Below are 18,405 nucleotides of genomic sequence, written 5' to 3' on the forward strand. Positions count from 1 at the left end.
GGGGTCAGGCGGAGTCGGCCAGGGACGCGCGCAGTGCGCGGTGCAGCCCACCGGGGGTGAGGACGCCGGCGAAGCCGACGCGCCCGTCGCGCACCGCGACCCGGGGCTGGTCGTGGCGCAGCATGGTGGCCAGGGCCTCCTCCAGGGTGCAGCCGAGGTCGACCACGGCCTCGACGTCGCCGCCGGAGACCCCGTCGAGCGGCTCGAGGTGCTCGCGGGTCAGCTCGATCACCGAGAGCCGGCGCAGCCCGCGCTCGGCGCCCACGAAGTCGGCCACGAACGCGTCGGCCGGGTGGGCGAGCACCTCGGCCGGCGACCCGTGCTGGGCCAGGCGGCCGCCCTCGGCGAAGACGGCGACCCGGTCACCCATGGCGATGGCCTCGTCGATGTCGTGGGTGACCAGCACGACGGTCTTGCCCAGCTCGCGCTGGAGGCGGCCGAACTCCTCCTGCAGCCGCACCCGCACGACCGGGTCGACGGCGCCGAACGGCTCGTCCATCAGCAGCACGGGCGGGTCGGCGGCGAGCGCCCGGGCCACGCCCACGCGCTGGCGCTGACCGCCGGAGAGCTGGTGGGGGAACCGGCGCCCCTGCGCGGCCGGGTCGAGCCCGACGAGCTCGAGCAGGTGCTCGGCGCGCTCGCGGGCCACCTTCTTGGACTCCCCGAGCAGCAGCGGCACGGTCATGACGTTCTCGGTGATCCGCTGGTGCGGGAACAGCCCGACGGCCTGGATCACGTAGCCGATGCCGCGGCGCAGCTCGGTGGCGTCGAGGCCGGTGACGTCGCGGCCGTCGATCTCGATCGTGCCGTGGGTGGGCTCGATCAGTCGGTTGATCATCTTCAGCGTCGTCGACTTGCCGCAGCCCGAGGGGCCGACCAGCACGGTCAGGGAGCCGCGCGGGACGTCCAGGTCGAGGTCGTGCACCGCCACCGTGCCGTCGTCGTAGCGCTTGCCCAGGCCACGCAGCCTGATCATCGGGGTGGTCGAGGAGGCGGTGCCGTCACCGGTAGCGTCCATGCGCGTGACCCTACTGGCGAGCGCCGACGCGGGGACCACCTGCTACTCACGGCTGACCAACGACTGGCTGTGCTGGCAGTACGTCTCCGACTACCGCACCGAGATCACCGACGCGACCGTGCAGCACCTGCAGATCACGCTCGTCTCCGTGGTCGTGGCGCTGGCCCTGTCCTTCCCGCTGGCGCTGCTGGCCCGGCGCTACGCCCGGCTCGAGTCGCCGATCCTCGGGCTGGCCACGGGGCTCTACACGGTGCCCTCCATCGCGCTGCTGCCGCTCCTGGTGCCCTTCACCGGCCTCAGCGCCACCACCGTGGTGATCGGGCTCGCGCTGTACGCGCTGACGGTCCTCGTCCGCGCCTTCCTCGACGGCCTGCGCTCGGTGCCCGAGGAGGTGCGGGAGTCCGCCACCGGCCTGGGCTACGGACGAGGCAGGCTGCTGCTCCGGGTGGAGCTGCCGCTGGCGATCCCCGTCGTGATGGCCGGGCTGCGGGTCGCCACCGTCTCCACGGTGGCACTGACGACGGTGGGCTCGCTGGTCGCCCACGGCGGGCTGGGCAACCTCATCGCCAGCGGTGTCACCAGCGACTTCCGTGCCGAGCTGCTCACCGCCGCCGTGCTCTGCGTCGTCATCGCGGTGGCGCTCGACGTGGTGCTGGTGCTGGTGCAGCGGCTGTTGACGCCGTGGACCCGGACGGGGGCGGGCGCATGACCGTCCTCTCCGACGCCTGGGCGTTCCTCACGGACCCGGCTAGCTGGACCGGCTCCGGCGGCATGCTCCAGCTGCTCGGCCAGCAGCTGCTGATCACGCTGGTGGCGCTGCTGCTGGCGCTCCTGGTCGGGCTGCCGGTCGCGCTGTGGCTCGGGCACCTCGGCCGCGGCGGCTTCCTCGCCGTCAACGTCTCGAACGTCGGCCGGGCCATCCCGACCTTCGCGCTGCTCGCCCTCCTGGTCGCCGCCGACCCCTGGGACGTGACAGGCGGGCTCTTCCCCGGCACCGCCTACGCGGGCCCGTTCGGCCGGGCCGGGGTCTCGACGCTCGTGGCGCTGGCACTGTTCGCGCTGCCGCCGATCATCACCAACGCCTACACGGCCGTGCGCGAGGTGCCGGCCGACGTCCGTGAGTCGGCCACCGGCCTCGGGATGAGCGGGAGCCAGCTGTTCTGGCGCACCGAGCTGCCGCTGGCGATGCCGCTGATCGCCACCGGCGTCCGGCTCGCCCTGGTGCAGATCTGGGCGACGGCCACGATCGCGGCCCTCGTCGCCGGCCCGGGCCTGGGCCGGGTGATCACGGACGGCTTCTACCGGACCCTCTACGGCCAGGGCATCGCCGGTGCGCTCGTGGTCGCGCTGGTGGCGCTCGTCCTGGAGCTGCTCGCGGCCCTCGCCCAGCGCCTGGTGGCGCCCGCGCACCTGCGGGCCTGAGGCCGCCGGCACCGCGGGGCGCCCCGCCACGGGACCCCTCACCCGGGTGAGCCAGGAATGTCGGCGGCCGCGCCTAGGCTCGACCGTCGTCCCTCCGTTGGCCGCGCTCGGCGGCCGCAGCACGGGAGGACGAGGCAGCGGGGCCCTCCCGCTGACCGGACACGCGCGGTCCGCACCCTGCCGGGTGGGCCGCGGGACACAGAAGGTTGGACCCCGCCATGAAGCAGACCCCGTTGCGCCGTGCCCTCGGCGCCCTCGCCGGCACGCTGGCGCTCTCCGTCGCCCTCACCGCCTGCGCCGGCGACGACCTGGCCTCCGACAGCGGCAGCTCCGAGGGGTCCTCGGCGTCGGCCGGCGGCCCGCTCACCATCGCCAGCCAGAGCTTCGCCGAGGCCGAGCTGGTCTCGAACATGTACCAGCTGCTGCTGGAGGACGCCGGCTACGACGTCACCCTCCAGCTCGTCGACGCCCGCGACGCCTACATGGCCGACTTCCCCGGCGACGTCGACGTCGTGCCCGAGTACGTGGGCGGCATCGTCAACTTCCTCAACACCCGCGAGAACGGCGCGAACGCCGAGGCCTTCACCGAGGCCGACGGCCAGGACATGGCGGACGCCGGTGCGGACCTGCTCGACGCCGCGGGCATCACCCTGCTCGACGTCTCCGAGGCCGCGGACGCCAACGCCTACTTCGTCACCCAGGACTACTCCGACGCCAACGGCGTCACCGCGCTCTCCGACCTCGAGGGCCAGAAGGTCGTCCTCGCGGCGGCCCCCGACTGCGAGGGTCGCGCCGACTGCGAGGCCGGGCTCGAGGACGTCTACGGCATCGACATCACCAAGCTGCTGCCGCTGGGCTACGCCTCCGAGCAGACCTACTCCTCGGTGATCGACGGCGAGTCCGACCTCGGCCAGACCTCCACCACCGACGGCACGCTGGAGTCCCAGGGCCTCGTCGTCCTGGACGACGACCAGGGCATCCAGCCCGCCCAGAACCTGGTGCCGGCCATCTCCACCGAGTTCCTGGACGCCCACCCCGACGTGGCCGACGTGCTGGACCCGCTGATGGCGGCGCTCGACACCGACACCCTCGCCGAGCTCAACGGCCGGATCAGCGTCGACCGGGCCAAGCCCGCCGACGTGGCGCAGGAGTTCCTCACCGACGCCGGCCTGCTCTGACGCAGCCCGTCTCCCGACGCCCCCGGACGCAGCCCGCGTCCGGGGGCGTCGTCGTGCTGGAGGGGCCGGGAGAGGGGCCGGGACAGCGGGGCCGGGCGGGAGGGGCCGGGAAGGTCGCGGCGCCGGCTACTTCTCGTTCGGCCGCAGCTCGATGGCGGCCCGGGGCACGGTGGCGCGGTCCAGGTCCGGCACGTCGATGACGCGGCCCTGCGGCTCGACCCTGCGGGGCAGCGACCCGTCGTGCTCGCGGACCAGCGTCGCGACGTGCTCGGCCTCGGCCCGGCGGTCCTGCTCGACCAGCCAGCCGACCAGCCGGTGCTCGGGGGCCAGGGCGGCGTCGACGAGCGAGCCGTGCGGCCCCCACAGGGAGACGACGCCGCGCTGGAGGGCGCTCCACCAGGCGTCGCTGCACCCCGGCACCTCGGCCAGGTGGCGCGGCAGGTCGGCGGCCAGCACGGAGCCGCGGAACGTCTCGGACACCTTCTCCGAGCCGTACTCCTCCACCGCCCCCAGCGTGGCCCGCTTGGCCCGCCAGAGCGCCTCCAGGTCCTCGGGCGAGGAGCCGGCGCCGTCGTCGTCGGCCGGGCGCCAGTGGAGGACGACCTCGGGCACGATCCCGATCAACCGGGCCTGCAGGTAGGCCAGCGTGGTGGTGGGCGCGTCGCCCGCCGGGTCCCCGGCCAGCTCGCCGAGCGGCCAGGCCAGGCCGGCGACGTCGTAGAAGCTCCGCTTGAACATCTTGTTGCCGGCCATCGAGTCACCGAGGACCCGCGGGTACTGCTCGAGCAGGCACGCCCGGCGCGCGTGCGTGTGCCGCATGCGGGCGGGCTCGAGCAGGCGGTCGTCCTCCCAGCGGGCGTAGGAGCCCGTGACCACGTCGGCGCCGCTGCGGCGCATCTGCTTCCACAGGGCGGCGTAGGCGCCGGGAGGCACGACGCTGCTGCCGTCGACGAACGCGAGCAGGGCCCCGGTGGCCACCTGCACGCCGGCGTTGCGGGCGGCGCCGGTGCCCACGCGCTCGCGTCGCAGCACGCGGACGCGGTCGGGGTGCGCCTGCGCGTAGGAGTCGGCCACGTCCGCGGAGGAGTCGGTCGAGCCGTCGTCCACCACGACCACCTCGAGCGGGCCGTGCTCCTGGCCGAGCACCGAGTCGAGGCAGGCGGCGAGCCGGTCCTCGTCGTCGCGGACGGTGACCACCACGCTCAGCAGGGGAGGGGTGCGGCGCAGGAGCCCGGTCAGCGGCGTCATGGCGGTCACCGTAGTCAGCCGGGTGCTCGGGAGGACGACGGGCGTCCGCATGTGACCTGCGCCACTCCCAGGAGATGTTCGGAACCCGGCCGCCCGGTCGTACCGTGGTCACCGGAACACCAGACGTCTTGTACCCGGAGCCGGCCCGTCCCTGAGACCAGGGGCAGGTGGACGGCCGGGACGGGAACGGAGAGGTCCTGAGGATGCACCCTGCCCACACCGACGTGGCACCCACCCAGCCCGAGCGCGCCCGCCTGAGGATCGGCGTCATCGGCGCCGGCCGCGTGGGAGCCGTCCTGGCGGCCCGCCTGCGCGCCGCCGGCCACGAGGTCGTCGCCGCCTCGGGCGAGTCCGACGCGAGCCGTCGGCGCCTGGCCGACCTGCTGCCGGGCGTCGGAGTGCGCAAGCCGACCGACGTCGCCCGCGCCGCCGACCTGCTGCTGCTCACCGTCCCCGACGACATGCTGCGCAACGTCGCCACGACCCTGGCCGACGCGGGCGCGCTGCGCCCCGGACAGGTCGTGCTGCACACCTCCGGCCGACACGGCCTCGCCGTGCTCGAGCCGGCCCGCGCGGTCGGCGCCCGCACCGGCGCCCTGCACCCCGCGCTCACCTTCACCGGCACCGCCGTCGACCTCGACCGGCTCGCCGGCTGCGTGTTCGGGCTGACCGCCGACGAGGCCGAGCACGACCTGCTCGACGGGCTCGTCGCCGACCTCGGCGGCCGCCCCACCTGGGTGCCCGAGAGCCGCCGCACGCTCTACCACGCGGGCCTGGCGCACGGCGCGAACCACCTGGTCACGCTCGTGGCCGAGGCCAAGGAGGTGCTGGCCTCCGCCGGCGTCGACGACACCAGTGGCACGCTGCGCCCGCTGCTCGAGGCGGCGCTCGCCAACGCGCTGGAGTCCGGGGACGCGGCGCTCACCGGCCCCATCGTCCGCGGGGACGTCGGCACGGTCCGCGCGCACGTGAGCGACCTGCTCGCCCAGGCACCGCAGACGCTCGGCTCCTACCTGGCGCTCGCGCAGGCCACGGTCTCCCGGGCGGTGCTCGACGGTCGCCTCACCGCGCTGCGCGCCGCCGCCGTCCGCACCGTCCTGGCCGACGCCGAGGAGCGGCTGCTCTCCCGCAGCGCTCCGCGGGCGACGTCCGGGCAGACCCTCGGCGCGACCATGCGTGGCTACCAGGGGGACGTCCGATGACCGCGACCACCACTGCGACCGCCACCCGGCGCCCGGTCCTCGTCCGCACCCGTGAGGAGCTGGCGGCGGCGATCGCCGAGCGCCAGGTCGTGCTCGGGCGGCCGGGGCGCGTGGGCCTGGTGCCCACCATGGGCGCCCTGCACGACGGCCACGCGAGCCTCATGCGCGCGGCCCGCGAGCAGGTCGGCGACGGCCCGCTGGTCGTCTCGGTCTTCGTGAACCCGTTGCAGTTCGGCGCGGGCGAGGACCTCGACCGCTACCCCCGCACCCTGGACGCCGACCTCGAGGTCTGCGCCGAGGCCGGGGTCGACGTCGTCTTCGCCCCGACGGTCGCCGAGATGTACCCGACGTGGCCGGCGCAGCCGCAGGTCACCGTCGAGCCCGGCCCGCTGGGCGAGGTGCTCGAGGGGGCCACCCGGCCCGGCCACTACCGCGGCGTCCTCACCGTCGTGGCCAAGCTCTTCGGGCTGGTCCGCCCCGACCTCGCGATCTTCGGCGAGAAGGACTATCAGCAGCTCGTGCTCATCAAGCAGATGGCGGCCGACCTGTGCCTGCCGGTCGAGGTCGTCGGCGGCGCCACCCGGCGCGAGAGCGACGGCCTCGCCCTCTCCAGCCGCAACCGGTACCTGGACGAGGAGCAGCGCCGCGTCTCCCTCGCGCTCTCCCGTGCGTTGCTGGCGGGGCAGGCCGCTGGGGTGGACGGTGCGGCCGCCGTCCTCGAGGCCGCCGGTGCCGTGCTGGCCGCCGAGCCCGGTCTCGAGCCGGACTACCTGGCCCTCACCGACCCAGCCCTCGGCGACCTGCCGCAGGCACCCGAGCCCGGCACCGCCGCGCGGCTCCTCGTGGCCGCCAAGGTCGGCACGACCCGCCTCATCGACAACGTGCCCGTCTCGCTCGGCTGACGCCGGCCCGTCGACGACCCCCACCCCTGGAGGACCCGTGCTCCGCACGATGATGACCTCGAAGATCCACCGCGCCACCGTGACCCAGGCCGACCTGCACTACGTCGGCTCGGTGACGGTCGACGAGGACCTGCTCGACGCCGCCGACCTGCTGCCCGGCGAGCTGGTGCACATCGTCGACATCACCAACGGCGCCCGGCTGGAGACCTACACGATCGCCGGGCCGCGCGGCTCCGGCGTGCTCGGCATCAACGGCGCCGCCGCGCACCTGGTGCACCCGGGCGACCTGGTCATCCTCATCGCCTACGGCCAGATGGACACCGCCGAGGCCCGCACGCACGTGCCGCACGTCGTCTTCGTCGACGAGCGCAACCGGGTGCTGGAGACGGGCGGCGACCCGGCGTCCGTGGGCACGGGCGACGGGCGCGTCAGCGACCCCCGCACCGGTCTCACCCGGGGTGACGCCGTCGGGGCCGTCGGCGTCGGGCGCTAGCCTGACCAGGATGTCCACGCCTGCCGCACGGCTCCCGAGCCGCACCGTCCCCGGCCGTCTCGCGGCCCCCGAGCCCGGCTGGACCGAGCGGGCCGACGTGGTCGTGGTCGGCTCCGGCGTCGCCGGCCTGACCGCCGCGCTGCGGCTGGTCGAGGCGCTCGGCCCCGACGCGGACGTCGTCGTGGTCACCAAGGACCGGATCTCCGTCGGGTCCACCCGGTGGGCGCAGGGCGGCGTGGCCGCCGCGCTCGGCCCGGGCGACACCCCGCACGAGCACGAGGTCGACACCCTCGTCGCGGGCGACGGCGCGTGCGACGCCGAGGCGGTCAGGGTGCTGGTCGAGGAGGGTCCGGAGGCCGTCCGCGAGCTCATCGGCCTCGGCGCCCAGTTCGACCTCGACCCCGAGGGCGAGCTCTCCCTGACCCGCGAGGGCGGGCACCACCGCGACCGGATCATCCACGCCGGGGGCGACGCCACCGGTGCAGAGATCCAGCGCGCCCTCGTCGCGGCGGTGGGCCGCAACCCGCAGATCCGCATCGTCAAGCGCGCCCACGTCCTCGACCTCGCGCTGGCCGAGGACGGCGGCGTGGCCGGCCTGACCCTGCACGAGATGGGCCAGGGCCAGCACGACGGCGTCGGCCTCGTCCGTGCCCCCGCGGTCGTGCTCGCCTCGGGCGGGCTCGGCCAGGTCTTCAGCCAGACCACGAACCCGTCGGTCTCCACCGGCGACGGCATGGCGATCGCGCTGCGCGCCGGTGCGACGCTGCGCGACCTCGAGTTCGTGCAGTTCCACCCCACCGTCATGTACCTCGGCCCCCTGGCCGCCGGTCAGCAGCCGCTGATCTCGGAGGCCGTGCGCGGCGAGGGTGCGTTCCTCGTCGACGGCCTCGAGAGCGAGGGCGGGACGCGGTTCATGACCGGCGTCCACGAGCTGGCCGACCTGGCCCCGCGCGACGTCGTCGCCAAGGCCATCCGCCGCCGGATGATCGAGACCGGCATGCCGCACATGTGGCTCGACGCCCGTCACCTGGGCACCGACCGCGGCGAGGACCCGGAGGCGTTCTGGCAGCGCCGGTTCCCGACCATCCTCGCCACGTGCCGCAGCCACGGCGTCGACCCGGTCACCGACCTCATCCCCGTCGCCCCCGCCTGCCACTACGCCTCCGGCGGCGTCGCCACCGACACGTGGGGACGCACCGACGTGCCCGGCCTCTACGCCACCGGCGAGGTGGCCTGCTCCGGCGTGCACGGGGCCAACCGGCTGGCCTCCAACTCCCTGCTCGAGGGACTCGTCTTCTCGCGCCGGATCGCCGACGTCCTGCCCGGTGAGCTGCGCGGGTGGGCCGAGCCCGTCGAGGACGCCCGGACCGCCGGGCTCGTCGCTGCCGAGGCCCGGCACGGGCTGCAGGAGGTCATGACCGACCAGGTCGGCGTCCTGCGCCACGCCGCGGGCCTCGCGATCGCCGACCAGGTGCTCGCGCAGATGCACGGAGCCACCGACGAGGAGCCGTACCTGGACTCGTGGGAGGTCACGAACCTCGCCACCCTGTCCACGGCGCTCACCGGCGCCGCGACGCTGCGCCAGGAGACCCGCGGCTCGCACTGGCGCGAGGACCACCCCGACCGCGACGACGCCGCGTGGGCCGGCCACGTCGACGTCCGACTCCTCGACGGCGAGATGAGCTGGACGTTCTCCCCGGCCGGGGCCACGGACCAGGACGTGGACGCCACCGCCGACACCACCACCGACACCACCGCTGACACCGACGGGGAGGGCGCCGCGTGAGCGCGATCCGACAGACGCCGCTGGCCGGCATGGACCCCGCGCTGGTCGCGGAGATCGCCGACGCCGGCCTCTCGCCGGAGGCGGTGCACGCGCACGTGGCGCTCGCCTTCTCCGAGGACCTGCCGGGCGGCGCCGAGGACGCGACCTCGGCCGCGATGCCGCCCATGGGCACGGCGACCGCCGACCTGGCCAGCCGCCAGGAGGGCGTCGTCGCCGGCCTCGCGATCGCCGAGCTGGCCTTCCGCTACGCGCTCGGCCCGGCCGTCGAGGTGCTGGCTCGCGTGCCCGACGGCACCCGGGTCGTCCCCGGCGACGTCGTGATGACGGTGCGCGGTCCGGTGGCCGGCGTCCTCACCGCGGAGCGGACCGCCCTCAACTTCGCCTCCCACCTCTCGGGCGTCGCCACGGCGACCGCCCGGTGGGTCGACGCGCTGGAGGGCACCGGCTGCCGGGTGCTGGACACTCGCAAGACGCTGCCCGGGTGGCGCGACCTGCAGAAGTACGCCGTGCGCTGCGGTGGCGGCGTCAACCACCGGTTCTCCCTGGTCGACCGGGCGATGGTGAAGGACAACCACGTGGTGGCCGCGGGCGGGGTCGTGGAGGCCTACCGGGCCGTCCGCGAGCGCGACGGCGTGATCCGGGTGGAGGTGGAGGTCCAGGACCTCGACGAGCTGCGCGCCGTGCTCGAGGCGGGCTGCACGGAGGTGCTGCTCGACAACATGGGTCCCGACCTGCTGCGCCAGGCGGTCGCGATCAACGCCGAGCTGACCGGTGGCGAGGCCACCCTGGAGGCCTCCGGCGGGCTGACCATCGAGCGCGCCCGGGCGGTCGGGGAGACCGGGGTCGACTTCGTCTCCTCCGGCGCGCTCACGCACTCGGTGACGGTGCTCGACCTCGGCCTGGACTTCCGGGAGGACTGAGCCCGTGGCCCCCGCTGCACCGCAGCCCGCCGGGCGGCTGCTGAGCGTCGTCCTCGGCAACGCCAGCACCGCCCTGGGCGTCGTCGCCCCCGGCGAGCGGGGCGGCGAGGTGGTGCGGCACTGGACCCTCTCCTCCGACGAGCGCCGCACCGCCGACGAGTGGGCCGTGCTGGTGCGCGGCCTGGTCGGGCCCCACCTGGACGAGGTGGAGGGCGTCGCCGTGGCCGCCACGGTGCCGTGGGTGCTCGGCCGGTGGCGCGAGATGCTCGAGCGGCACCTGCCCGACCTGCCGGTCGTGGTGGTGGGCGCCGGCGTGCGCACCGGCATCCCCGTGCTCACCGACAACCCGCGCGAGGTGGGTGCCGACCGCGTCGCCAACGCGCTCGCCGCGCTCACGCGCTGGGGCGGGCCGGCCGTCGTGGTCGACGTCGGCGGCACCGCCGTCACCCTCGAGGTGGTCAACGCCGCCGGGCAGTACGTGGGCGGCGCGATCGCGCCCGGCGTGGAGGTCGGGCTCGAGGGTCTCGGACGACGGGCCGCGCAGCTGCGGCAGGTCGAGCTGGTCCGCCCGCGCTCGGTGGTCGCCCGCAACACCGTGGAGGCCGTGCAGTCCGGCCTCGTCCACGGCACCGCCGCGATGGTCGAGGGACTCGTCCGCCGGGCGCTGGCCGAGCAGGACCTCGACCCCGCGACCACCCGCGTCGTCGCCACCGGCGCCTACGCCGGCCTCGTCGCGGACGAGGCGGGCTGCTTCACCGACGTCGAGCCGCACCTCACGCTCCTCGGTCTGGGCCTGGTCTTCGCGCGCAACCACCGCTAGCCGGCGGTCGAGGAAGGACGAAGTCCTGTCTCGAGACCACCGACGCCTCTCCGGTGCGCGCCCCGGCCGGGTGCGGGGATCTCGTGGCTCCTCGCCGGGGCTCGTCGCACCTCGATCTCCGGTGAGGCGACGAGCGCGCGTCGAGACCACCACCGCCACGGAGCCCCGCCGGCCCAGGACCGGCCCAGGACCGCCCCACCCCGCTGGTGCGCCCGGGCTGGCTACCGTCTGCTCTCGTGCAGATGATCCTGGGGCCGGCCGTCGGACCGGTCGAGGCCGACGACGTCGCCGACCACTACCCGTGGCCCGAGCGCGGGCCCGCCGAGGACCGTCGCCCCTGGGTGCGGGCGATGATGGTCTCCACGCTGGACGGCGCCGCCGCCGGCGCCGACGGCCTCAGCCTCTCGGTCTCCGGCACCGCCGACCGGGCGGTCTTCACCGCCGTGCGCCGGTTCGCCGACGTGGTCCTCGTGGGCGGCGGCACGCTGGCCGCCGAGGAGTACGGGCCCATGCGGGCGAACCCGGACGACGCGGCCCGCCGCGCCGCGCAGGGGCAGGCCCCGGCCTCGAGGCTCGCGGTGGTCTCCGGCTCGCTGCGCCTCCCGCTGGGCGAGGACGGCTTCCTCGCCTCCGACCTGCCGCCGCTCGTCTACACGACCGAGCAGTCCCCGGCCGACGCCCGCGCGGCCCTGGCCGACCGGTGCGAGCTGGTCGTGCTGCCCGGCGAGCGCGTCGACGTCGCCGCCGTCCTGGCCGACCTCGCGGCCCGTGGCCTGTGGCGCGTGGTGTGCGAGGGTGGGCCGACCCTGCTGCGGCAGGTGACCGCCGCCGGCCTGCTCGACGAGGCCGACCTGACCTTCTCGCCGGTGCTCGCCGGCACCTCCACCACCCCCACCACCGAGGTGCTCAGCGACCCCGCCCGGTTCGCCCTGCGCCACGTGCTCACCGAGGACGGGTTCCTCATGGGCCGCTACGTCCGGGAGGACCTCGCATGATCGACCTCCGCTCCCTCGCCGCCCTGCTCGACCGCTACGGCGACGACCTCGACCTGCCGGTGGCCCCGTTCGCGATCGACGGCACCGAGCACGACACCGACACCGACCCGGTGCTGATGGGCGTGGTGAACCTGTCGCAGGACTCCTGGTACCGGGAGTCGGTCGTGCCGGACGCGCCCGCCGCGCTGCGCCTGGGCCGCATCCTGGCCGCCCAGGGCGCCCACGTGGTGGACGTCGGCGCGGAGTCCGTGCAGGCGCACGCCGCCCGGGTCGCCGAGCAGCGGCAGGCCGACCAGCTGGTGCCCGTGGTCACCGACCTCGTCGCCGCCGGGGTGCCGGTCTCGGTCGAGAGCTACCACCCCTCCGTGGTGGAGGCCTGCCTGAAGGCGGGCGCGAGCGTGCTCAACCTGACCGGCTCCGGCGAGGACGAGGCGATGTTCGACCTCGCCGGTCGGCACGGCGCGTCCGTGGTGATGTGCGACGTCGGCGGCGAGAACCCGCGCGAGCTCGAGGCGGCCGCCGGCCCCGCCGACGACCCGATGGGTGCGGCGCTGGACCGGTTCGCCGCCCGGATCGAGCACGCCCGCTCGCTGGGGGTGCGCTCGATCGCCGTCGACCCCGGCGTCGGCTTCGGGTTCGCCTGGAACCCCGACTACGTCGACCGGGCGCGGTACCAGGCCGCCGTCCTGCTGCAGACGTTCCGGCTGCGCCGCCTCGGGGTGCCCGTGTGCCACGCGCTGCCGGCGGCGATGAACCACTTCCGCGAGGAGGTCACCACCGCCGAGGGGTTCTTCGCGGTGCTCGCCTCGCTCGGCCGCACCGGCGTGCTGCGCACCCACGAGATCTCCCGCGTGCGCGGCGTGCTGCACGCCATGGCGGACTTCTCCCCGGACCCGGACCGTCGCTGATCCCGTTTTCCGGCGGCCCTGCTCTCCTCCAGGCCTGTCCAGGAATTCATGCCGATTCCCGGTGGTGGAGCAGTCTTCGCGTATTCGTGCTGGCGCGACCCCGGCCCGGGCAAAGGTCCTGTGCGACGGGCGTCGTTTCGCGAATTCAATTCCACAAGGGCGTGCGCGAGTTTGCGCGGAAAGGCGTAATTACTGCTAGCGTCGGCGGCGAATTGATTCAGAGTCTTCTCGCGGCCCGGCATTGTCAGGGTGGCATTGCCGCCGAATTCTGCGGGAGTCTCACCGACGAAAGGAAAATGTTCATGGCGCAGAAGGTGCAGATCATTCTCGAGGACGACCTCGACGGTTCCGAGGCCACCGAGACGGTGCAGTTCGGGCTCGACGGCGTCTCCTACGAGATCGACCTCTCCGACGAGCACGCCGGTGAGCTCCGCGAGGCGCTGGCCCTCTACGTGGGCAACGGCCGCAAGGTCGCCGGCCGTCGTTCCTCGGGCGGGGCCAAGAAGGCCGCCGCCGCGACCGGCTCCGGCCCCTCCGCCAAGGAGATCCGTGACTGGGCCCGCGAGAACGGTCACGACGTGCCCGACCGCGGCCGCGTCTCCGCCGAGGTGCGCGAGGCCTACGACGCCGCGCACTGACGCCACCGCAGCTCATCGGCTCGTCGACACCCTCGCGCGAGGGGGCCAGTTCCCTCGCGCGAGGGTGTCGTGCGTCGTGGCCGCCGAGGAGGATCGGCGTCATGACGAGCTCGACACCGACCCTGCCCGAGACCATCGAGCGGCGGGACGCGCGCTCCGTAGGACTTGGGCGCGCGTCGTCACAGCGATTCCCACTGCCGTCCGGGCGCGCGGTGGCCGCCGTAGCGCTGGGTCTGCTCCTCGCGGGGTGGACGCTGTCACTGGCGTGGGCACCGTTCCGGATGACCGCCTCGGAGGACTTCCTGCTGCTGGGGACGGTCCTCACCACCGTGTCGGCCGTGACCTGGGGCCTCGTCCCGTCCGTGGCGCTGCGCAGTCCGTGGCTCGCGGGCGTCCTGGCCTCGGCGCCGCTGATGCTGGTCTGGATCGGCGGAACTCGGCTGCCCCTCACCCTGCCGGTCGCGCTGGTCGCCGCCGCGAGCGTCACCTGGGGCCGGTCGCGTCGGGCCGCAGGCGTTCTCGCGTTCATCGCCTGGGGCCTGGTCGCCCTCGTGGTCGTCACCGGACGCGGAGGCATCATCGTGTTCGGCACGATCCAGGTGGACTTCAACCGCCTGGACACCGGTGACCTGCTGACGCTCCCCTTCTATGCCCTCGGGTTCGCCGCCCCGTTGCTGGTGGCCGAGCTCGGCCGCCGGGCCTCGACGACCGCGGCCCGAGCCGCCGCGTTGGAGGCGCGGGCCGGCGAGGTCGAGCGGGAGGCCGCCGTCCTGGACGAGCGAGCGCGCTTGGCGCGCGACCTGCACGACGTCGTCGCCCACCACGTCTCCCTCATCGCCGTGCGGGCCGAGACGGCGCCCTACTCCGAGCCAGGCCTGGGCGACGCAGGTCGCCGCGTCCTGTCCGGGGTCGCAGACGACGCCCGTCGGGCCCTCGACGAGCTGCGCCAGGTGCTCGGCGTCATCGGCCGCAGCGCCTCCGAGCCGGCACTCTCCCCTCAGCCGACCGCTCTCGACGCCCACGCGCTGGTCGAGCGGGCAAGGATCGCCGGGGAGAACGTCACCTGGGAGCCCCACGCTCCCAGCGCCGGTGCGCTGGCAGCCGTCGAACCGGCCACCGGGCTGGTCGTCTACCGCCTGCTGCAGGAGGGGCTGACGAACGCTCGCCGACACGCGCCCGGTCGCCCGGTGGTCGTGCGCCTCGCGCTCGGAGGCGGGCGAGTCGTGCTCTCGGTGTCCACCGACGTCGGCGCTGCCACCTCCCCGCCCACGCCCGGGCGGGGTCTCACGGGCGCACGCGAGCGGGTCGAGGCGCTGGGCGGCACCTTCGGGCTGCGGACGCACGGCGCCGTCCTGAGCCTGGAGGCCGACATGCCGGGCGGGCCCGCGTGAGCACCTCCGTCGCGCAGCCGCTGCGCGTGGTGCTCGCCGACGACCAACCGGTCGTGCGAGAGGGCTTCGCCGCCGTCCTGGCCGCGGCCGAGGGGATCGAGGTGGTCGGCACCGCCGGGGACGGACGGGCCCTGGTCCACCTCGTCGCCGAGACCGCGCCCGACGTGGCGCTCGTCGACGTGCGGATGCCGGTCCTGGACGGGATCGCGGCGACCGCCCAGGTGGCGGACCTGGGGCGCACCCGGGTGCTGGTGCTGACGACCTTCGACCTCGACGAGTACGTCTTCTCGGCCGTGCGGGCCGGCGCCAGCGGGTTCCTGCTCAAGGACGTCTCGGCCGACCGGCTGGTCGAGGCCGTCCGGCTCGTGGCGGACGGGTCGATGCTGCTGGGGCCGGGCGTGACGCGTCGCCTGGTGGAGGACTTCGCCGCGCTGCCGTCCGAGCCCTCCCCGGCTGCGCCGGATGCCCCGGGCACCACGGGGTCCTGGGCGCCCCACGAGGTCGCGGCCCGCGCCGGGCTGACCCCGCGGGAGACCGAGGTCCTCGGCCTGGTCGCCCGAGGCGGCTCCAACGCGGAGATCGCGGCGTCGCTGGTGGTCGGGGTGGAGACGGTGAAGAGCCACGTGGCCGAGGTGCTGCGCAAGCTCGCGGTGCGCGACCGTGTCCAGGCCGTCGTGTGGGCCTACGAGCACGGCCTGGTCGCCCCCGGCGACCCCGCGTGGAGAGCCGGGCGGGCCTGAGCTCGGGGGATCGTGTTCGCTGACAGCGGATGCCCTCCTGACCCGTTCCGGGAACGCGTAGGGTGGGCGAAGGGTTGGAAGGACCAGAGCCCCACCGTCCCTGGCGGTGGGTTCCCCCAGTACGAGGAGCGATGCCCATGTTCGAGCGGTTCACGGACCGTGCCCGCCGGGTGGTCGTGCTGGCCCAGGAAGAGGCCCGCATGCTCTCCCACAACTACATCGGGACCGAGCACATCCTGCTCGGCCTCATCCACGAGGGTGAGGGTGTCGCCGCGAAGGCTCTGGAGTCCCTGGACATCTCGCTCGAGGCTGTGCGTGCGCAGGTCGAGGAGATCATCGGTCAGGGTCAGCAGGCGCCGAGTGGCCACATCCCGTTCACCCCGCGCGCCAAGAAGGTGCTCGAGCTGTCCCTGCGCGAGGCGCTGCAGCTCGGCCACTCCTACATCGGGACCGAGCACATCCTGCTCGGCCTCATCCGCGAGGGCGAGGGCGTCGCCGCCCAGGTCCTGCAGAAGCTGGGCGCGGACCTCAACCGCGTCCGCCAGCAGGTCATCCAGCTGCTCTCCGGCTTCCAGGGCAAGGAGTCCAGCCAGTCGGCGCAGGCCGCGACGACCGGCGGGGGCGAGTCCCCCTCCTCCTCCCTGGTGCTCGACCAGTTCGGGCGCAACCTCACCCAGGACGCGCGCGACGGCAAGCTCGACCCGATCATCGGTCGTGCTGTGCAGATCGAGCGCGTGATGCAGGTGCTGTCCCGCCGCACCAAGAACAACCCGGTCCTCATCGGCGAGCCCGGCGTCGGCAAGACGTCGATCGTCGAGGGCCTGGCGCAGGACATCGTCAAGGGCAACGTGCCGGAGACGCTGAAGGACAAGCAGATCTACACGCTCGACCTCGGCGCCCTGGTGGCGGGCTCCCGCTACCGCGGTGACTTCGAGGAGCGCCTGAAGAAGGTGCTCAAGGAGATCCGCACCCGCGGCGACATCGTCCTGTTCATCGACGAGATCCACACCCTGGTGGGTGCGGGTGCCGCCGAGGGCGCGATCGACGCCGCCAGCATCCTCAAGCCGATGCTGGCCCGCGGCGAGCTGCAGACCATCGGCGCGACGACCCTCGACGAGTACCGCAAGTACCTGGAGAAGGACGCCGCGCTCGAGCGCCGCTTCCAGCCCATCCAGGTGCCCGAGCCCTCGATCGCCGACACGATCGAGATGCTCAAGGGCATCCGCGACCGGTACGAGGCGCACCACCGCGTCACGATCACGGACGAGGCGCTGGTCTCGGCCGCGACGCTGGCCGACCGCTACATCTCCGACCGCTTCCTGCCCGACAAGGCGATCGACCTCATCGACGAGGCGGGCTCGCGCCTGCGCATCCGTCGCATGACGGCCCCGGCCGACCTGCGCGAGTTCGACACCGAGATCGGCGAGGTCCGCCAGCGCAAGGAGGCGGCGATCGACGGTCAGGACTTCGAGGCCGCCGCGCGCCTGCGCGACGAGGAGAAGCAGCTCATCCTCAAGAAGTCCGAGCGCGAGAAGCAGTGGCGCTCGGGCGACATGGACGAGGTGGCGGAGGTCGACGAAGAGCTGATCGCCGAGGTGCTCGCCGTGGCGACCGGCATCCCGATCGTCAAGCTCTCCGAGGAGGAGTCCACGCGACTGCTCAAGATGGAGGACGAGCTCCACAAGCGCGTCATCGGCCAGGACGAGGCCGTCAAGGCCCTCTCCCGCGCCATCCGCCGCACCCGTGCCGGCCTGAAGGACCCGAAGCGCCCCGGCGGTTCGTTCATCTTCGCCGGCCCCTCCGGTGTCGGCAAGACGTGGCTGTCGAAGACGCTGGCCGAGTTCCTCTTCGGTGACGAGGACGCGCTCATCCAGCTCGACATGTCCGAGTTCAGCGAGAAGCACACCGTCTCGCGGCTGTTCGGCTCCCCGCCGGGATACGTCGGTTACGAGGAGGGCGGCCAGCTCACCGAGAAGGTGCGCCGCAAGCCGTTCTCCGTGGTCCTCTTCGACGAGGTCGAGAAGGCCCACCCGGACATCTTCAACAGCCTCCTGCAGATCCTGGAGGAGGGGCGACTGACCGACTCGCAGGGTCGTGTCGTCGACTTCAAGAACACCGTCATCATCATGACCACCAACCTGGGTAGCCGGGACATGGCGCAGTCCGTGAACCTCGGCTTCAACCAGGCCGGTGACGCCGCCGGCTCGTACGAGCGGATGAAGTCGAAGGTGTCGGAGGAGCTGAAGATCCACTTCCGCCCCGAGTTCCTGAACCGTGTCGACGAGGTCATCGTCTTCCCGCCGCTGAGCCAGGAGCAGATCATCTCGATGGTCGACAACATGATCGCCGCCGTGGAGGTCCGCCTCCGCGACCGCGACATGGCGATCGAGCTGACCCAGGCGGCCAAGGACCTGCTCGCCGAGCGCGGCTTCGACCCGGTGCTCGGTGCCCGTCCGCTGCGCCGCACGGTGCAGCGCGAGGTGGAGGACGTCCTGGCCGAGAAGATGCTCTACGGCGAGGTCGGCCCCGGCCAGATCGTGCTCGTGGACGTCGAGGGCGAGGGTGCTGCCCGCACCTTCACCTTCCAGGGCCAGAAGGTCGCCGAGCTGCCCGACCTGCCCCCGCTGGAGACCGCCAGCGCGAGCGAGTCCGGCGGCGGCGCGGCCGACGTGCCCAAGTCGGGCGGCAGCCCGTCCAGCGGTGAGGGCGGCGCGACCGCCCAGGGCTGAGCCCGCCACCGGCTG

At 74.0% G+C, this 18,405-nt stretch carries 17 protein-coding genes; 15 read left to right on the top strand and 2 right to left on the bottom strand.

Features of this window, described 5'->3' with window-relative positions:
- Window positions 1–4: 4 nt before the first annotated feature.
- A complete protein-coding gene (locus tag M8330_RS14630) occupies window positions 5–1,018 on the bottom strand; it encodes an ABC transporter ATP-binding protein (RefSeq protein WP_284704751.1) in 1,014 nt (337 codons plus the stop codon).
- Window positions 1,019–1,022: 4 nt separating this feature from the next.
- Between M8330_RS14630 and M8330_RS14635 the strand changes: the two genes are divergently transcribed.
- The 3 genes from M8330_RS14635 to M8330_RS14645 all read left to right on the top strand — a co-directional run bounded on the left by M8330_RS14635 (window position 1,023) and on the right by M8330_RS14645 (window position 3,618).
- On the top strand, window positions 1,023–1,727 hold the full coding sequence (locus tag M8330_RS14635) for an ABC transporter permease (RefSeq protein WP_250054991.1): 705 nt from the start codon (window positions 1,023–1,025) through the stop codon (window positions 1,725–1,727).
- Entirely contained in the window at window positions 1,724–2,440 is a 717-nt protein-coding gene (locus tag M8330_RS14640; RefSeq protein ID WP_250054992.1) for an ABC transporter permease, read from the top strand. The genes M8330_RS14635 and M8330_RS14640 overlap by 4 nt, the downstream gene beginning before the upstream one ends.
- 218 nt (window positions 2,441–2,658) lie before the next feature.
- Window positions 2,659–3,618 (top strand): ABC transporter substrate-binding protein, encoded by a 960-nt coding sequence (locus tag M8330_RS14645; RefSeq protein WP_250827942.1) that lies wholly within the window; start codon window positions 2,659–2,661, stop codon window positions 3,616–3,618.
- A gap of 126 nt (window positions 3,619–3,744) precedes the next feature.
- Here the strand turns inward: M8330_RS14645 and M8330_RS14650 are convergent, their stop codons facing one another.
- Window positions 3,745–4,866: a glycosyltransferase family 2 protein gene (locus tag M8330_RS14650; RefSeq protein ID WP_250827943.1), complete on the bottom strand. Its 1,122-nt coding sequence runs from the start codon at window positions 4,864–4,866 to the stop codon at window positions 3,745–3,747.
- Window positions 4,867–5,069: 203 nt separating this feature from the next.
- Here M8330_RS14650 and M8330_RS14655 point away from each other — a divergent pair, with 203 nt between their 5' ends.
- The 12 genes from M8330_RS14655 (at window position 5,070) to M8330_RS14710 (ending at window position 18,390) form a co-directional block, all read left to right on the top strand.
- Window positions 5,070–6,068 carry a Rossmann-like and DUF2520 domain-containing protein gene (locus M8330_RS14655; RefSeq protein WP_250827944.1) on the top strand — a complete coding sequence of 333 codons (999 nt, stop codon included), beginning with the start codon at window positions 5,070–5,072 and terminating at the stop codon, window positions 6,066–6,068.
- Window positions 6,065–6,970 (top strand): pantoate--beta-alanine ligase, encoded by a 906-nt coding sequence (gene panC / locus M8330_RS14660; protein WP_250827945.1) that lies wholly within the window; start codon window positions 6,065–6,067, stop codon window positions 6,968–6,970. Before M8330_RS14655 ends, panC begins: the two co-directional genes overlap by 4 nt.
- 37 nt (window positions 6,971–7,007) lie before the next feature.
- Entirely contained in the window at window positions 7,008–7,463 is a 456-nt protein-coding gene (panD, locus tag M8330_RS14665) for an aspartate 1-decarboxylase (RefSeq protein WP_250827946.1), read from the top strand.
- Window positions 7,464–7,473: 10 nt separating this feature from the next.
- The gene (locus tag M8330_RS14670; protein WP_250827947.1) at window positions 7,474–9,249 is read left to right on the top strand and encodes an L-aspartate oxidase; all 1,776 of its coding nucleotides are present in this window, start codon (window positions 7,474–7,476) and stop codon (window positions 9,247–9,249) included.
- Window positions 9,246–10,169, top strand: coding sequence for a carboxylating nicotinate-nucleotide diphosphorylase (gene nadC, locus M8330_RS14675; RefSeq protein WP_308196012.1), 924 nt, complete (start codon window positions 9,246–9,248; stop codon window positions 10,167–10,169). Before M8330_RS14670 ends, nadC begins: the two co-directional genes overlap by 4 nt.
- A gap of 4 nt (window positions 10,170–10,173) precedes the next feature.
- Entirely contained in the window at window positions 10,174–10,989 is an 816-nt protein-coding gene (locus tag M8330_RS14680) for a type III pantothenate kinase (RefSeq protein WP_250827948.1), read from the top strand.
- Window positions 10,990–11,231: 242 nt separating this feature from the next.
- Complete coding sequence (locus M8330_RS14685) at window positions 11,232–11,984, top strand: dihydrofolate reductase family protein (protein ID WP_250827965.1); 753 nt, start codon at window positions 11,232–11,234, stop codon at window positions 11,982–11,984.
- Entirely contained in the window at window positions 11,981–12,892 is a 912-nt protein-coding gene (locus M8330_RS14690) for a dihydropteroate synthase (RefSeq protein WP_250827949.1), read from the top strand. The genes M8330_RS14685 and M8330_RS14690 overlap by 4 nt, the downstream gene beginning before the upstream one ends.
- Window positions 12,893–13,194: 302 nt before the next feature.
- Window positions 13,195–13,530: a histone-like nucleoid-structuring protein Lsr2 gene (locus tag M8330_RS14695; RefSeq protein WP_250055006.1), complete on the top strand. Its 336-nt coding sequence runs from the start codon at window positions 13,195–13,197 to the stop codon at window positions 13,528–13,530.
- Between the two features lie 281 nt (window positions 13,531–13,811).
- The gene (locus M8330_RS14700) at window positions 13,812–14,921 is read left to right on the top strand and encodes a sensor histidine kinase (protein WP_250827950.1); all 1,110 of its coding nucleotides are present in this window, start codon (window positions 13,812–13,814) and stop codon (window positions 14,919–14,921) included.
- Entirely contained in the window at window positions 14,918–15,661 is a 744-nt protein-coding gene (locus tag M8330_RS14705; protein WP_250827951.1) for a response regulator, read from the top strand. The genes M8330_RS14700 and M8330_RS14705 overlap by 4 nt, the downstream gene beginning before the upstream one ends.
- A 137-nt stretch (window positions 15,662–15,798) precedes the next feature.
- Window positions 15,799–18,390: an ATP-dependent Clp protease ATP-binding subunit gene (locus M8330_RS14710; protein ID WP_250055007.1), complete on the top strand. Its 2,592-nt coding sequence runs from the start codon at window positions 15,799–15,801 to the stop codon at window positions 18,388–18,390.
- Window positions 18,391–18,405: the final 15 nt, after the last annotated feature.

It is taken from the genome of Nocardioides bruguierae, assembly GCF_023656415.1.
In the GTDB taxonomy this organism is placed as follows: Bacteria; Actinomycetota; Actinomycetes; order Propionibacteriales; family Nocardioidaceae; genus Nocardioides; species Nocardioides bruguierae.

Coding starts and splice junctions, on each gene's coding strand:
- M8330_RS14650 (WP_250827943.1), bottom strand. CDS start 4,866: ATGACGCCGCTGACCGGGCTCCTGCGCCGCACCCCTCCCCTGCTGAGC.
- M8330_RS14640 (WP_250054992.1), top strand. CDS start 1,724: ATGACCGTCCTCTCCGACGCCTGGGCGTTCCTCACGGACCCGGCTAGC.
- M8330_RS14655 (WP_250827944.1), top strand. CDS start 5,070: ATGCACCCTGCCCACACCGACGTGGCACCCACCCAGCCCGAGCGCGCC.
- panC (WP_250827945.1), top strand. CDS start 6,065: ATGACCGCGACCACCACTGCGACCGCCACCCGGCGCCCGGTCCTCGTC.
- M8330_RS14670 (WP_250827947.1), top strand. CDS start 7,474: ATGTCCACGCCTGCCGCACGGCTCCCGAGCCGCACCGTCCCCGGCCGT.
- M8330_RS14630 (WP_284704751.1), bottom strand. CDS start 1,018: ATGGACGCTACCGGTGACGGCACCGCCTCCTCGACCACCCCGATGATC.
- M8330_RS14685 (WP_250827965.1), top strand. CDS start 11,232: ATGATCCTGGGGCCGGCCGTCGGACCGGTCGAGGCCGACGACGTCGCC.
- M8330_RS14700 (WP_250827950.1), top strand. CDS start 13,812: ATGACCGCCTCGGAGGACTTCCTGCTGCTGGGGACGGTCCTCACCACC.
- M8330_RS14710 (WP_250055007.1), top strand. CDS start 15,799: ATGTTCGAGCGGTTCACGGACCGTGCCCGCCGGGTGGTCGTGCTGGCC.
- M8330_RS14645 (WP_250827942.1), top strand. CDS start 2,659: ATGAAGCAGACCCCGTTGCGCCGTGCCCTCGGCGCCCTCGCCGGCACG.
- M8330_RS14695 (WP_250055006.1), top strand. CDS start 13,195: ATGGCGCAGAAGGTGCAGATCATTCTCGAGGACGACCTCGACGGTTCC.
- M8330_RS14690 (WP_250827949.1), top strand. CDS start 11,981: ATGATCGACCTCCGCTCCCTCGCCGCCCTGCTCGACCGCTACGGCGAC.